Source organism: Pseudomonas sp. ANT_H12B, assembly GCF_008369325.1.
Lineage (GTDB): Bacteria > Pseudomonadota > Gammaproteobacteria > Pseudomonadales > Pseudomonadaceae > Aquipseudomonas.
Map to the genome: position 1 here is coordinate 104,832 of NZ_VOBI01000019.1, position 15,189 is coordinate 120,020.

The 15,189-nt window shown below is 57.7% G+C and carries 15 protein-coding genes; 1 reads left to right on the forward strand and 14 read right to left on the reverse strand.

Translation table 11 applies throughout. The annotated features are described in order from the left end of the window. Positions 1 to 8: 8 nt before the first annotated feature. From lpxB to rpsB, 14 genes are all read right to left on the reverse strand, one after another. Positions 9 to 1,139, reverse strand: a complete 1,131-nt coding sequence (gene lpxB / locus FQ185_RS24635; protein ID WP_149419693.1) for a lipid-A-disaccharide synthase — start codon at positions 1,137 to 1,139, stop codon at positions 9 to 11. Between the two features lie 2 nt (positions 1,140 to 1,141). Further along, a complete protein-coding gene (gene lpxA, locus FQ185_RS24640) occupies positions 1,142 to 1,918 on the reverse strand; it encodes an acyl-ACP--UDP-N-acetylglucosamine O-acyltransferase (protein ID WP_149419694.1) in 777 nt (258 codons plus the stop codon). After that, on the reverse strand, positions 1,915 to 2,355 hold the full coding sequence (gene fabZ / locus FQ185_RS24645) for a 3-hydroxyacyl-ACP dehydratase FabZ (protein ID WP_017336708.1): 441 nt from the start codon (positions 2,353 to 2,355) through the stop codon (positions 1,915 to 1,917). The genes lpxA and fabZ overlap by 4 nt, the downstream gene beginning before the upstream one ends. A 108-nt stretch (positions 2,356 to 2,463) precedes the next feature. Then, positions 2,464 to 3,519 (reverse strand): UDP-3-O-(3-hydroxymyristoyl)glucosamine N-acyltransferase, encoded by a 1,056-nt coding sequence (gene lpxD / locus FQ185_RS24650; RefSeq protein ID WP_149419695.1) that lies wholly within the window; start codon positions 3,517 to 3,519, stop codon positions 2,464 to 2,466. A gap of 3 nt (positions 3,520 to 3,522) precedes the next feature. Beyond that, positions 3,523 to 4,026, reverse strand: a complete 504-nt coding sequence (locus FQ185_RS24655) for an OmpH family outer membrane protein (protein WP_010462812.1) — start codon at positions 4,024 to 4,026, stop codon at positions 3,523 to 3,525. 45 nt (positions 4,027 to 4,071) lie between these two features. Further along, on the reverse strand, positions 4,072 to 6,447 hold the full coding sequence (gene bamA / locus FQ185_RS24660) for an outer membrane protein assembly factor BamA (RefSeq protein ID WP_149419696.1): 2,376 nt from the start codon (positions 6,445 to 6,447) through the stop codon (positions 4,072 to 4,074). Positions 6,448 to 6,521: 74 nt separating this feature from the next. Beyond that, positions 6,522 to 7,874, reverse strand: a complete 1,353-nt coding sequence (gene rseP, locus FQ185_RS24665; protein ID WP_149419697.1) for a sigma E protease regulator RseP — start codon at positions 7,872 to 7,874, stop codon at positions 6,522 to 6,524. 53 nt (positions 7,875 to 7,927) lie between these two features. Further along, positions 7,928 to 9,118 (reverse strand): 1-deoxy-D-xylulose-5-phosphate reductoisomerase, encoded by a 1,191-nt coding sequence (gene ispC / locus FQ185_RS24670; RefSeq protein ID WP_149419698.1) that lies wholly within the window; start codon positions 9,116 to 9,118, stop codon positions 7,928 to 7,930. After that, complete coding sequence (locus FQ185_RS24675; RefSeq protein WP_149419699.1) at positions 9,115 to 9,921, reverse strand: phosphatidate cytidylyltransferase; 807 nt, start codon at positions 9,919 to 9,921, stop codon at positions 9,115 to 9,117. The genes ispC and FQ185_RS24675 overlap by 4 nt, the downstream gene beginning before the upstream one ends. Then, positions 9,921 to 10,676 (reverse strand): polyprenyl diphosphate synthase, encoded by a 756-nt coding sequence (gene uppS, locus FQ185_RS24680; protein WP_149419700.1) that lies wholly within the window; start codon positions 10,674 to 10,676, stop codon positions 9,921 to 9,923. Before uppS ends, FQ185_RS24675 begins: the two co-directional genes overlap by 1 nt. A gap of 13 nt (positions 10,677 to 10,689) precedes the next feature. Next, on the reverse strand, positions 10,690 to 11,247 hold the full coding sequence (gene frr, locus FQ185_RS24685; protein WP_149419701.1) for a ribosome recycling factor: 558 nt from the start codon (positions 11,245 to 11,247) through the stop codon (positions 10,690 to 10,692). Beyond that, on the reverse strand, positions 11,244 to 11,987 hold the full coding sequence (gene pyrH / locus FQ185_RS24690) for a UMP kinase (protein ID WP_003189161.1): 744 nt from the start codon (positions 11,985 to 11,987) through the stop codon (positions 11,244 to 11,246). Before pyrH ends, frr begins: the two co-directional genes overlap by 4 nt. Before the next feature lie 209 nt (positions 11,988 to 12,196). Continuing rightward, complete coding sequence (gene tsf / locus FQ185_RS24695) at positions 12,197 to 13,060, reverse strand: translation elongation factor Ts (protein WP_149419702.1); 864 nt, start codon at positions 13,058 to 13,060, stop codon at positions 12,197 to 12,199. Between the two features lie 190 nt (positions 13,061 to 13,250). Beyond that, positions 13,251 to 13,988: a 30S ribosomal protein S2 gene (rpsB, locus tag FQ185_RS24700; protein WP_003219330.1), complete on the reverse strand. Its 738-nt coding sequence runs from the start codon at positions 13,986 to 13,988 to the stop codon at positions 13,251 to 13,253. A gap of 375 nt (positions 13,989 to 14,363) precedes the next feature. Here rpsB and map point away from each other — a divergent pair, with 375 nt between their 5' ends. Further along, a complete protein-coding gene (gene map, locus FQ185_RS24705; RefSeq protein ID WP_059407800.1) occupies positions 14,364 to 15,146 on the forward strand; it encodes a type I methionyl aminopeptidase in 783 nt (260 codons plus the stop codon). Positions 15,147 to 15,189: the final 43 nt, after the last annotated feature.

The window sequence follows — 15,189 nt, forward strand, 5'->3', positions numbered from 1 at the left end:
TGTCTTTCTCATGGTACTTGGCCGATCAGATTCAGCACTGCATCCGCAGCCTGGTTAGAGGCATCCAGACGCAGGGTCCGGTGAATTTCATCAAAGCCACGGGTCTGCTCCTCCCCACCCTCGATCAGCGGCGACAAGGTCTGGGCCAGCGCTTCAACTGTCGCATCGTCCTGCAGCAACTCGGGAACCAGCAGGCGCTGAGCCAGAAGATTCGGCAAGGAGACGTAAGGACTTTTCACCATGCGTTTGAGAATCCAGAACGTCAGCGGCGCCAAGCGGTACGCAACCACCATCGGCCGTTTGTACAGCAATGCCTCAAGCGTCGCTGTTCCGGAGGCAATCAGCACTGCATCGCAGGCTGCCAGCGCCAGATGGGAGTTGCCATCGAGCAAGGTCAGCGGCAGATCGCGACCCGCCAACAACTCTTCAAGCTGTGCTCGACGCTGAGGGCTGGCGCAAGGCAAGACGAACCTCACGCCAGGGCGCAGGGATCGCAGGCGCTGGGCGGTATCGAGGAACAACCCACCGAGACGGCCAACCTCACCACCGCGACTGCCGGGCATCAGCGCGACCAGCGGCCCGTCTGGCAAGCCGAGCTCGGCCCGTGCGGCGGCGCGATCGGCTTCAAGCGGGATCGCATCGGCCAGGGAGTGCCCGACAAACCGCACCGGTACGCCCTTCTCTTCATAGAATTTCGCTTCGAAGGGGAACAGGGTCAGCATCAAGTCGCAGCCTTCGCGAATCTTCAGCACGCGCTTCTGCCGCCAGGCCCAGACCGACGGGCTGACGTAGTGCACGGTCTTGATCCCGGCCTGGCGCAGCTTGAGTTCGATATTGAGGTTGAAGTCCGGGGCATCGATACCGATGAACACGTCCGGCTTCTCGGCGATCAGATCAGCGACCAGCTTCTTGCGGCGAGCCAGCAGCTCGCGCAGTCGACCCAGCACTTCCACCAGGCCCATGACTGAAAGACGCTCCATCGGGAAATACGAGGTCAGGCCTTGAGCCTGCATCAACGGACCGCCGACACCGATGAACTCGACCGCCGGATGCTGAGCCTTGAGCGCGCGCATGAGGCCGGCACCCAGAATGTCACCGGAAGCCTCACCCGCCACCAGCGCGATACGCAGATTAGCCATGATTAACGAGTGATGCCGCGGGTCGAAGACTGGATGGAATCACGGAACACCGCGACTTCCGGGAACTGAACCGAAGGTTCGGTCAATTCGGCGAGTGCCTGCTCTACCGTCAGGCCCTGGCGGTAAACCACCTTGTAGGCACGACGCAGGGCATGGATCGCGTCTTCGCTGAAACCGCGTCGGCGCATGCCTTCGAAGTTCATGCTGCGGGCTTCGGCCGGGTTGCCAAACACCGTGACGTACGCAGGAACGTCCTTGCCGATGGCCGTGCCCATACCGGAAAAGCTGTGGGCGCCGATATGGCAGTACTGGTGAACCAGGGTGAACCCGGACAGGATCGCCCAATCTTCAACGTGCACATGGCCAGCCAACGCTGTGTTGTTAACCAGGATGCAGTGGTTGCCGATGACGCTGTCGTGGCCGATGTGGGCATAGGCCATGATCAGGTTGTGATCGCCCAGGGTCGTTTCAGCGCGGTCCTGAACGGTGCCACGGTGAATCGTCACACCTTCACGGATGACATTGTGGTCACCGATGACCAGACGGGTTTCTTCGCCCTTGTATTTCAGATCGGGAGTGTCTTCGCCTACCGAAGAAAACTGGTAGATGCGGTTGTGCTTACCGATTCGGGTCGGGCCTTTGAGAATCACATGCGGCCCGATCACTGTCCCCTCGCCGATTTCCACACCTGCGCCGATGATCGACCAAGGGCCGACCTCGACGTCGTCAGCCAGAATGGCCGCCGGATCGATGATTGCGCGAGGGTCAATCAAACTCATAGTTTGCGTTCCGCGCAGATGATTTCAGCGGAGCAGACTGGCTTGCCATCGACGGACGCCTGGCACTCGAACTTCCAGATTTGACGCTTGCAGCTGATGAAGCGGGCTTCGAGGATCAACTGATCGCCTGGGGTGACGGGCTGGCGAAAACGCAGCTTGTCGGAGCCGACGAAGTAGTAGAGCGTGCCGTCGGCAGGCTTCACGTCGAGCATTTTGAAGCCAAGGATGCCGGCAGCCTGAGCCATCGCTTCGATGATCAACACACCCGGCATGATTGGATGCGCAGGGAAGTGACCATTGAAGAACGGTTCGTTGATGCTGACATTCTTGTAGGCGCGAATGCGCTTGCCTTCCACATCCAGTTCCACGACCCGGTCCACCAGCAGGAAAGGGTAACGGTGAGGCAGGTATTCGCGAATCTCGTTGATGTCCATCATTTCGGGGGGGAAGCCTATGTAAAGATTGGGAGGCGCGACTGACGCGCACCCCTCTAGCAAATCAAGGAGGCAGTCTAGCGGCTGTGCACACTTGATATGGAAATGGTATCAGCCATCTGATGAAGCATTACCGTCAGGGGTCACGTCCCCTACTCGCTTTTCCAGTTGTCGCAAACGCCGCGCGATGTCATCGAGCTGACGGATGCGTGCCGCGCTTTTGCGCCACTCGGCAGCCGGTTGCATGGCTGTACCGGAAGAATAGGAGCCCTTTTCAGTAATCGAATGGGTCACCATGGTCATCCCGGTGATGAAAACGTTATCGCAAATTTCGATATGCCCCACCAGCCCGACGCCACCGGCGAGCATGCAATGCTTGCCGATTTTGGTGCTGCCGGAGATCCCCACGCAGGCGGCCATGGCGGTGTGATCACCGATCTGCACGTTGTGAGCGATCTGGATCTGATTGTCGAGCTTCACACCGTTGCCCAGAACGGTATCGGCCAGCGCCCCGCGATCGATAGCGGTATTCACGCCAATCTCGACGTCGTCACCGACCAGCACTCCACCAATCTGGGCGATTTTCTGCCAAACGCCTTTCTCGTTGGCAAAACCGAAGCCTTCACCACCGAGTACGGCACCGGACTGGATAACCACTCGTTTGCCGATGCGCACGTCATGGTACAGCGTGACTCGCGGGGCCAGCCAACCACCCTCGCCAATCTCGCAGCGGGCACCGATAAAGCAATGCGCGCCAACGGTCACGCCGGCCGCAATACGCGCGCTGCTTTCGATCACTGCAAAAGCACCGATGCTCGCCGCAGGATCAACCATTGCGTCCTCGGCCACTACCGCTGTCGGGTGAATACCAACTGGCGCCTTTGGCTTAGGATCGAACAGATGGGAAATACGTGCGTAGGCCAGATACGGATCAGGCACCACCAACGCATTACCGACAAAACCCTCTGCGTCAGCGGCCTTCAGCAACAAGGCTGCGGCCCGGCTGTCCGCCAGGTATTTACGGTATTGAGGGTTTGCGAGAAAGCTCAATTGAGCTGGGCCAGCCTCTTGCAAAGTGGCTAGCCCAGTAATTTCTTTCTCCGGGTCGCCACGTAGCGTGGCGCCGAGGAACTCGGCCAATTGGCCGAGCTTAATAGTCGCTGTCATGGATTACTTCAGCTGATTCATGCGCTCGATAACCTGGCGAGTGATGTCGTACTGAGGCTTGACATCAATCACTGCGCCACGCTCGAAGACCAGGTCAAAAGCACCTTTCTTGATGACTTCTTCCACAGCGCTGTCCAGTTTCGGCTTGAGCTGCTTCAGCATTTCACGGTCAGCAACGGCTTTGGCTTCGTTCAGCTCCTTGGACTGGAACTGGAAGTCACGGGCCTTTTGCTTGAACTCGAGTTCCAGGCGTTCACGCTCGCCTTGCTGCATCTTGTCGCCGCCGGCCATCAGACGGTCCTGGATGCCTTTGGCACTGCTTTCCAGAGTCTTGAGTTTGCTCAGCTGTGGGCCGAACTTTTTCTCGGCATCAACGGCGTACTTCTTGGCCGCGTCGGATTCCAGCAGAGCCATCTGATAGTTCAGAACGGCGATTTTCATGTCGGCAAAAGCCGGACCTGCTACCAGTACGGTCGCCAGGAGAACCAATTGAGTCAACTTACGCACGATGCACTCCTACAAAATCCATTGTCGTTATCTTGGGTCAGACGCTTAGAACGTCTGGCCGAGGGAGAATTGGAACACTTGAGTCTCAGCGTCATCCGGTTTCTTGATCGGCATGGCCAACGCGAAGCTCAAAGGACCCAGTGCGGTAACCCAGGTCACGCCGACACCGACGGAACTGGCCATGTTGCTAAGGCTGATGTCGTTGCACTTTGTATTGGACGCCGAACCGTTTGCGTTGGTGGTGTCTTTGCACTGCGAGTCAAAAACGTTACCCACATCCCAGAATACCGAGGTACGCAGGGAGCGTTGATCCTTGACGAACGGCAGAGGGAACAGAAGCTCAGCACCAGCCTGGATCAGGACGTTGCCACCAAATGGCAGTGGATCCTGGTCCGGATCGGCCAATGTACCCGGGTTTGTACCACGGCTAGGTGTACTGCGCGGACCCAGTGTGCTGTCCTTGAAGCCACGAACCGAGTTGAAACCACCAGCATAGTAGTTTTCATAGAACGGCAAGCCGTCGGTCGAACCGTAACCGTCGCCATAGCCCAGTTCGGTGTGCAGACGCACGGTGTAGCTTTCAGACAATGGCTGGAACAACTGACCACGGTAATCAACTTTGAAGAACGACAGGTCGCTGCCCGGCGTGGTGGTTTCCAGCGTCAGGCTCTGGGAACGTCCACGGGTAGCCAATACGCCTTTGTTCAGGGTGGACTCGGACCAGCCTGCCGACGCCTTGAAGTTCAGGTAGTTGTCGCCTTCCTTGTTTACGAAGTCGAAAATCTCGTCAACGGTGTACTGACCGGTCTTAATCTTGTCCTGTTGCACGCTCAGACCGAAGGTCAGGCGCGACGTCTCGCTGATCGGGTAACCGACGTTAACGCCAGCACCCAGGCTGTCTACGGCATAGCTGGCTACGTCGACATCGAGGTCATCGTAGTCGGTGGTGCGATAGAAAGCGTTATAACCCAGGCTCACGCCATCAGCAGTCCAGTACGGGTCGACATAACCGAAGTTATAGCGGCTCTGGTATTCGCTGCGTGTCAAGCCGATGCTGACCTTGTTACCCGTACCCAGGAAGTTGTTCTGGGTGATCGAACCACCGAGGATCAGACCGGCGCTCTGGGCGAAACCGACGCTGGCGGTAATCGAACCGGAAGCCTGCTCTTCAACGCTGTAGTTCACATCAACCTGGTCGTCCACGCCCGGCACCGCCGGCGTTTCGACGTTGACTTCCTTGAAGAAGCCCAGGCGCTCAAGGCGAGTCTTGGATTGGTCGATCAGGTAGGTCGAAGCCCAGCCGCCTTCCATCTGCCGCATCTCACGGCGCAGCACTTCGTCTTCGGATTTGGTGTTGCCGCGGAAGTTGATGCGGTTGACGTAGGCACGCTTGCCCGGATCAACGGCGAAGGTGATATCTACCGTGTGGTCTTCATCGTTTGGCTGAGGCACGCCGTTGACGTTGGCGAAGGTGTAACCCTCGTTACCCAGACGGCGGGTGATCAGTTCGGATGTGGTGGTCATCAGCTTGCGCGAGAACACCTGGCCTTTCTGCACCAGCAGCAGGGACTTGACCTGGTCTTCAGGGACTTTCAGATCGCCGCTCAGCTTGACGTCACGAACGGTGTACTTTTCGCCTTCGTTGACGTTGACGGTGATGTAGACGTGTTTCTTGTCTGGGGTAATGGACACCTGGGTCGAAGCGATATCCATGTTGATATAGCCACGGTCCAGGTAGTAGGAGCGCAGACGCTCCAGGTCACCGGAAAGCTTTTCACGGGCGTACTTGTCGTCGTTCTTGAAGAACGACAACCAGTTGGTGGTCTTGAGTTCAAACAGGTCGATCAGGTCTTCATCGGGGAAGACGGTGTTACCCACCACGTTGATGTGCTGGATAGCCGCGACGGTGCCTTCGTTGATATTGACCTTCAACGCAACGCGGTTACGCGGCTGCGGCACCACTTCGGTGTCGACGGTAGCCGAGTAGCGACCCTGAGCGACGTATTGGCGCTGCAGTTCGTTACGTACACCTTCGAGGGTGGCACGCTGGAAAATCTCGCCTTCGGCCAGACCGGATTGTTTGAGACCCTTCATCAGGTCTTCAGTCGAGATCGCCTTGTTACCCTCGATCTCGATACTGGCGACCGACGGGCGCTCGACTACCGTGATGACCAGGACGTTGCCATCGCGGCCCAGCTGGATATCTTGAAAGAAGCCGGTTTTGAACAACGCGCGAGTGGATTCCACCAGGCGCCGATCATCAGCCTGTTCACCGACGTTCAACGGCAAGGCACCAAAGACACTACCCGCGGAGACCCGCTGTAGGCCATTGACGCGAATATCAGAGATGGTGAAGGACTCGGCGTGAACTTCGGCGATCATCAATACGGTGAGAACCGCAGTTAGCAGCAGACGTTTCATGAAGTCCTTTCTTATTCCAACTGGCAATAAACAAACTGCCGCAAAATGCGGCAGATTCGCAATTCAGCGAAGCGTTACAGTCGACCCAGATCATTGACCAGAGCAAGCAACATCACCCCGACCACCAAACTGATGCCGATCTGTATCCCCCAACCCTGCACCCGATCCGACAAGGGACGACCACGCGCCCACTCGATCAGATAAAACAACAAATGCCCCCCATCCAGTACAGGAATGGGCAACAAATTCAGAACACCCAAGCTAATACTCAGATAAGCAAGGAAATTCAGGAAATCAGCGACACCCGACTGGGCAGAAGCGCCCGCCACTTTAGCAATGGTTATCGGTCCACTCAAGTTTTTTACCGAGAGCTCGCCGAACAACATTTTCTTGAGCGAATCAAGGGTCAGTACGCTCATGGTCCAAGTGCGTCGAGCACCCTCCCCAATCGCTGCCACCGGACCGTAACTGACCTCGCGAATCATCTCTGGCGGCCAATCGACTGGTTTCACCCCAGCCCCCAGATAACCACTGGGCGCCTTCTTCTCGCCGCGAGCCGCCAGCGTGACAGGGACGTCGATTTGAGCACCATCACGCTCGACGTGCAGCATGATTTTGGTATCAGGGTGCATACGGACCGTGTCGACCACCTGCTGCCAGTCATCGAGCGACTTGCCATCAAGCGTCAACAGCCGGTCACCGATTTTCAGGCCAGCAGCCTGCGCCGGGCCTTTCGGATCAAGCTCGGCTACGATCGGTGGCAGTGCCGGACGCCAAGGGCGTATCCCCAGCGAGCGAATCGGATCCGGCTCATCAGCCCCTTTGAGCCATTTATCCAGCGCCAGCTCACGCGGTGAATCCGCTGTAGAGCCTTGCTCACGGACCAGCAACTGCAGCGAACCACTCTCACCAAGACGACGGACCAGCTGCAGATTCACCGCAGCCCAGCCGGAAGTCGGCTCGCCATCAATCGCAATGATTTCCTGACCTGCGCTCAAACCTGCCTTGGCGGCAATACTGCCGGACTCAACGGCACCGATGACTGGACGCACCTGCTCGCTGCCGAGCATTGCAAGCGCCCAGAAAAAAATCATCGCCAATAAAAAGTTGGCGATCGGGCCTGCAGCGACGATAGCGATGCGCTGACGGACTGATTTACGATTGAAGGATTGATCGACCTGATCGGCCGGCACTTCGCCTTCGCGCTCATCGAGCATCTTCACGTAGCCGCCCAGCGGGATCGCGGCGACGACAAACTCAGTGCCTTTCTTGTCGTGCCAACGCAGCAACGGCATACCGAAGCCCACGGAGAAACGCAGCACTTTGACCCCACAGCGACGTGCGACCCAGAAATGGCCGAATTCGTGGAAGGTGACCAGCACACCCAACGCTATCAGGGTGCCGACAATCATATAGAGCGCGCTCATTTACTTTCTCCGCAATCCTATCCAGTGCTGCATGGGCCAACGTGTTGCAGCACTTACCGCCCGTGACGACTCAACCACTGCCCGGCCAGTACTCGCGCTTTCGCGTCGGCCGTAAACACCGCCTCGAGATCACCCACCGCAACTACAGGCTCGAGGCTCAACACTTCCTCGATGATACTCGCGATTTCCGGGTAGCGAACCCGCCCGTCGAGAAACGCCGCGACAGCCACTTCATTCGCTGCATTCAGCATGGCTGGCGCGCTATTGCCAGCCTCCGCTGCCAGGCGCGCAAGGCGCAGGCAAGGGAATCGCTCTTCATCGGGCGCCTGGAAGTCCAGGCGTGCGATGGCAAACAGGTCCAGCGGTGCGACACCCGAATCGATACGTTCAGGCCAGGCCAGAGCATTGGCGATCGGCGTGCGCATGTCCGGGTTACCCAACTGGGCCAGCACCGAACCATCGACATAGTCGACCAGCGAGTGAATCACGCTCTGCGGGTGAATCACCACTTCGACCTGGGATGGCTTGGCATCAAACAGCCAGCAGGCTTCGATCAATTCCAACCCTTTGTTCATCATGCTGGCCGAATCGACCGAAATCTTGCGGCCCATGGACCAATTCGGGTGAGCGCAAGCTTGCTCAGGAGAAACATGCGCCAGTTCGGCCATAGGCGTCTGTCGGAACGGACCACCAGAGGCTGTCAGTAGAATCCGACGCACACCTACCGCACCAAGTCCACGAGCGAAATCCAGTGGCATACACTGGAAAATCGCGTTGTGCTCGCTGTCGATCGGCAGCAGCACCGAACCACTTTTGCGCACGGCCTGCATGAATAAGGCACCGGACATCACCAGTGCTTCTTTGTTGGCCAGGAGGATTTTCTTGCCGGCCTCAACCGCCGCCAGGGTCGGACGCAAGCCCGCCGCGCCAACGATGGCCGCCATGACTGCGTCGACTTCAGGATCGGAAGCAACCTGACACAGGCCCTCCTCCCCCACCAGCACGCGCGTCGACAGCCCGGCCGCGCGCAAGTCGTCCTGCAAACCCCGGGCAGTGCCCGCCTCAGGCACGACCGCAAACCGCGGCGTATGGCGCACACACAATGCCAACAGCTCACTCAGACGAGTGAAACCGCTCAAGGCAAAAACCTGGTAACGCTCGGGATGGCGAGCAATGACGTCCAGGGTGCTCAGACCAATCGAGCCGGTCGCCCCCAGGACGGTGATCTGTTGTGGGCGGCTCACGGTGCAGCCATCCACAGCAGCACGGCAAACACTGGAATCGCCGCGGTCAAACTATCGATACGGTCCAGCACGCCGCCGTGACCCGGTAGCAGATTACTGCTGTCCTTGATCCCGGACTGGCGCTTGAACATGCTTTCAGTGAGGTCACCCACCACCGAAATGAACACGATCACCGCCGCACCAACCAGACCCATCAGCATCTGAGCGAAGGTCCAGTCGCGCACTAAACCGACGATCGCGGTGATCACCAGGCTCAGCAGCAAACCGCCATACACGCCTTCCCAGCTTTTGCCGGGGCTGACCTGTGGTGCCAGCTTGCGCTTGCCAAAGGCCCGGCCGGAAAAGTACGCACCGATATCAGCGCCCCAGACCAAGACCATCACCGCCATGATCAGCCAGTTGCCCAAGGGCTCCTGCTTGATCTGGACCAGACCTTGCCAGGCTGGCAACAGCACCAGCAGACCGATCACCAGTTTGCATGCAGCGCTGGCCCAATGCTCGCTGGACCGCGGATACGTCAGCACCAGATACGTCGCCGCGCCCCACCAAAGCACCGAAGCGCCCAATACCCAAGGCGCGAGCCCAGGCACGACATGCATGACAAACAGCATCAACGCGACCACAGCCGCATAGGCAACGCGGACCGGCTGTTCAGTGAAACCCGCCAGGCGAGCCCACTCCCACGCACCGAGGGTCACGACCAGCCCGATGAACAGCGCAAAGCCTGTGCCTTCGAGCAGGAAAAACCCGCACAAAGCGATCGGTAGCAGGATCAGAGCGGTGATGATTCGTTGTTTAAGCATTAAACCCGGGCTCCAGCCTCGACCTGCTCGCTCGTTTTACCGAAGCGACGTTGGCGAGATGCGTAATCGGCCAGCGCGTTACGCATGGCATCGTGTTTGAAGTCCGGCCAGAACAGGTCGGAGAAGTACAACTCGGCGTAAGCCAGTTGCCACAGAAGGAAGTTACTGATGCGATGCTCGCCACCGGTACGGATGCACAAGTCCGGCAACGGCAAATCACCGGTAGCCAGACAGGTTTGCAACAATTCCGGGGTAATGTCTTCCGGACGCAGGTGCCCGGCCTGAACTTCGCGGGCCAGACGCTGCGCGGCTTGCGCAATATCCCACTGACCGCCGTAGTTGGCGGCGATCTGCAGGACAAAGCGGTTGGCACCGGCAGTCATCGCCTCGGCTTCGCGCATGGCGGCTTGAAGCTCTGGATGAAAGCGCGAACGGTCGCCAATGATACGCAAACTGATGTTGTTGTCGTTGAGGCGCTTGGCCTCGCGGCGCAACGCCTTGAAGAACAAATCCATCAAGGCACTGACTTCATCGGCCGGGCGCTGCCAGTTCTCGCTGGAGAAGGCGAACAAGGTCAGTACTTCGACCTTGGCCTCGGCACACACCTCGATTACCGCACGCACCGCATCCACGCCCGCTTTATGCCCGGCGACACCCGGCATAAAGCGTTTTTTCGCCCAGCGATTATTACCATCCATGATGATCGCGACATGGCGCGGCACCGCGGACGGCGCAGTCTGCTTGGTCTTATCCATTAAAACGTGACCCTTATACGGCCATCAGGTCTTTTTCTTTCTGCGCCAAATTCGCGTCGATTTCAGCCACGTACTTTTTGGTCAGATCATCAATTTCGCCAGTAGCGCGACGCTCTTCGTCTTCGCTGATTTCCTTTTCCTTGACCAGATCCTTGAGCTGGCTGTTCGCGTCACGACGGATGTTGCGCACTGCAACACGGGCATCTTCAGCGACATCGCGAGCCTGCTTGGTGAAGCCCTTGCGGGTTTCTTCGGTCAGGGCCGGCATGGAGATCAGCAGCAACTCACCGAGGTTGGTCGGGTTGAGGTTCAGACCCGCGCTACCGATGGCCTTGTCGACGGCACCCAGCATGTTGCGCTCAAAGGCTACGACTTGCAGGGTACGGGCGTCTCTGACGGTGATGTTCGCCACTTGCTTGATCGGGGTGTCGGAACCGTAATACGGCACCATCACACCTTCCAGAATGCTTGGGTGCGCTTGGCCCGTACGAATACGCCCGAAGTTGTGCGCCAGCGACTCGACGGATTTTTTCATGCGCTCTTGAGCGTCTTTCTTGATTTCGTTGATCATTGTTGGCCTTCCTCGATCAGGGTCCCTTCAGCGCCACCATGCACGATGTTCAGCAGAGCGCCGGGCTTGTTCATGTTAAATACGCGCAACGGCATCTTGTGGTCGCGGCACAGGCAAATGGCAGTCAGATCCATCACACCCAGCTTGCGATCCAGCACTTCATCGTAAGTCAGATGATCGAACTTCTCGGCATGCGGGTCTTTGAATGGGTCAGCGGTGTAGACGCCATCGACCTTGGTCGCCTTGAGCACGACATCGGCATCGATTTCGATTGCACGCAAGCAGGCCGCCGAATCCGTGGTGAAGAACGGATTGCCGGTACCTGCCGCGAAGATCACGACTTCCTTGGAGTTCAGGTGGCGCATGGCTTTGCGGCGGTCATAGTGGTCGGTTACGCCAACCATGGAAATGGCCGACATCACGATGGCCGAGATATTGGCACGTTCCAGCGCATCGCGCATGGCCAGGGCGTTCATCACAGTGGCCAGCATGCCCATGTGGTCGCCGGTGACCCGATCCATGCCGGCCGCGCTCAGCGCTGCACCGCGGAACAGGTTACCGCCGCCGATCACCAGACCAACCTGAACACCGATGCCGACCAGTTGGCCGACTTCCAGCGCCATGCGATCCAACACCTTGGGATCGATCCCGAACTCTTCCGAGCCCATCAGGGCCTCGCCGCTAAGCTTGAGTAGAATGCGTTTATAGCGAGCCTGATAACCACTGCCCTGCTGAGCCATTGCGAATCTCTCCTGCGGCGTATTTAAAAATTCTTTGCGAGCTTTTGACAGCTGGCGTTCACTCTAGCTTGGCGCTGCTTCAGCGCCATCGGAACATGGCTTTGTAAGCCAGTTCCAAAGGGAAACCAATAAATAAATTGGTGCCCCATCTGAAAAGAGGCTGCGCGCGTAAGCGGGCAGCCTCTTCAGGGCGACAGTTAAAAACTGTCTTATTGCTTGGCGGCAGCCAGCTGGGCAGCAACTTCTTCAGCGAAGTTGTCGACCGGCTTCTCGATGCCGTCGCCTACTTTGAAGTAGGTGAAGGAAACGATTTCAGCACCGGCTTTCTTGGCCAGCTCGCCGACCTTGATTTCAGGGTTCTTGACGAACGCCTGCTCAACCAGGCTGGCTTCGGCCAGGAACTTGCTGATGCGGCCCTTGACCATGTTTTCAACGATGTTTTCCGGCTTGCCGGCGATCTTGTCAGCGTTGAGAGTCAGGAACACGCCCTTCTCACGCTCAACCGCTTCAGCGGAAACTTCCGATGGCAGCAGGAATTCAGGGTTGGTCGCCGCTACGTGCATAGCGATGTCCTTGGCCAATTCAACAGTGCCGCCTTTCAGGACAACTGCCACACCGATCTTGTTGCCGTGCAGGTAACCACCAACAACGTCACCTTCAACGCGCGCCAGACGACGGATGTTGACGTTTTCGCCAACCTTGCCGACCAGTACCAGGCGATCAGCTTCTTGAGCTTCAATCAACGGAGCAACTTCAGTCAGCTTGTCAGCGAACGCTTTTTCAACGCTTGCAGCAACAAATGCCTTGAAGTCGTCCTGCAGAGCCAGGAAGTCGGTCTGCGAGTTCACTTCCAGCAGAACGGCGGATTTGCCGTCTTCCTTCAGAGCGATAGCGCCTTCAGCGGCAACGTTGCCAGCTTTCTTGGCTGCCTTGATGGCGCCCGAAGCGCGCATGTCATCAATGGCTTTTTCGATGTCGCCGCCAGCCTTGGTCAAGGCCTTTTTGCAGTCCATCATGCCTTCGCCAGTACGCTCGCGCAGTTCTTTGACCAACGCTGCAGTAATCTCTGCCATTTCAAAAATCCTCTTGGATAGGTTATCAACCATTCCACCCGATCGAACGGGCGTTCAATTCTTCCCGAAACACCCTTGTTAGCCGCTGCACGTTACGAGTTGTAGCTGCGCTGCTCACAAATGGTTTTCGAGGTGGCAAAAAGGGGGCCAAGCCCCCTTTTTGCTTACTGAGTCAACGCCAAGGCGTCAATTACTCAGCTGCTGCTACCGGAGCTTCTTCAACGAACTGCTCGGTGCCGCCAGCAACGTGGTTGCGGCCGCGGATTACCGCGTCAGCCATCGAACCCATGTACAACTGGATAGCGCGGATTGCGTCATCGTTGCCTGGGATGATGTAGTCAACGCCTTCCGGGCTGCTGTTGGTATCGACGACGCCGATAACCGGGATGCCCAGCTTGTTGGCTTCGGTGATCGCGATGCGCTCGTGATCAACGTCGATAACGAACAGAGCGTCTGGCAGACCGCCCATGTCCTTGATACCACCCAGGGAACGATCGAGCTTCTCAAGATCGCGAGTGCGCATCAGCGCTTCTTTCTTGGTCAGCTTGGCGAAAGTACCGTCTTCGGCTTGCACTTCAAGGTCACGCAGACGCTTGATGGAAGCACGGATGGTTTTGAAGTTGGTCAGCATGCCGCCCAACCAGCGGTGATCGACGTACGGCGAACCGCAACGTGCTGCTTCTTCAGCAACGATCTTGCCAGCGGAACGCTTGGTGCCGACGAACAGAATCTTGTTTTTGCCCTGGGCCAGACGCTCTACGAAAGTCAGAGCTTCGTTGAACATTGGCAGGGTTTTTTCAAGGTTGATGATGTGGATCTTGTTACGCGCGCCGAAAATGTATTTACCCATTTTCGGGTTCCAGTAACGGGTTTGGTGACCGAAGTGCACACCGGCCTTCAGCATATCGCGCATGTTGACTTGGGACATGATAGTTCCTTAATTAAGTCGGGTTTGGCCTCCACGTATCCCAATGACCAACCAGCAGCATCAGCTGAAGGCACCCAGGTCATCGTGTCGACACGTGTGTGGATTTAGGCTTTTCAGGGTATCCCCGGAAAGCGGCGCATTTTATATCATAAGGCAGGAGAAAACGAAACCCGGATTCTGAAATCCTGGCGAGCAGCTTTTGCTCCCTCCCTTGGAATCCGCCAAGAATGCACCATTCTATAGAGAGAAGCGATGCACGGGGGCTCAGGTTTGCGCTGCTCGTCTGTTAGAATCGCACTTTTCAGGGCCGCGAAGACCGATCGCGCAGCACCCATTTCGTTTTAGAAAGCGCCATCGAGCGCAGAGAGAGCCTGTATGACCGTCACCCTCAAAACACCAGAGGACATCGCAAAAATGCGCATCGCCGGCAAACTGGCCGCCGATGTGCTGGAAATGATTGCCGAACATGTCAAGCCGGGCATTACCACCGAAGAGCTGGACCGCATCTGCCACGACTATATCGTCAATGAGCAGAAAGCCATCCCTGCCCCGCTCAACTACAAGGGCTTCCCGAAGTCGATCTGCACCTCGATCAACCACGTGGTCTGCCACGGCATCCCGAACGAGAAAGCGCTGAAGGATGGCGACACGCTGAACATCGACGTCACCGTCATCAAGGACGGTTACCACGGCGACACCAGCCGCATGTTTCACGTCGGCACCGTGCCGGTCTGGGCCGAGCGCCTGTCGCAGGTCACCCAGGAATGCATGTACAAGGCCATCGAGATTGTCAAACCCGGCTGCCGCCTGGGCGATATCGGTGAAGTGATCCAGAAGCACGCTGAAAAGAACGGTTTTTCGGTGGTTCGCGAGTTCTGCGGTCACGGCATCGGCAAGGTCTTCCACGAAGAGCCGCAAATCCTGCACTACGGCCGCGCCGGCACCGGCATGGAACTGAAGGCCGGCATGACCTTCACCATCGAGCCGATGATCAACCAGGGCAAGGCCGACACCAAGGTGTTGGGCGACGGCTGGACCGCGATCACCAAGGATCGCAAGCTGTCGGCACAGTGGGAACACACCCTGCTGGTGACCGACACCGGTTACGAGATCTTCACCTTGCGCGCCGACGACACTATCCCGCGCGTTTCGGCCTGATCCGACCCGCGCAGCTCTCAGCCTTACAGACAGGAAAGCCAAT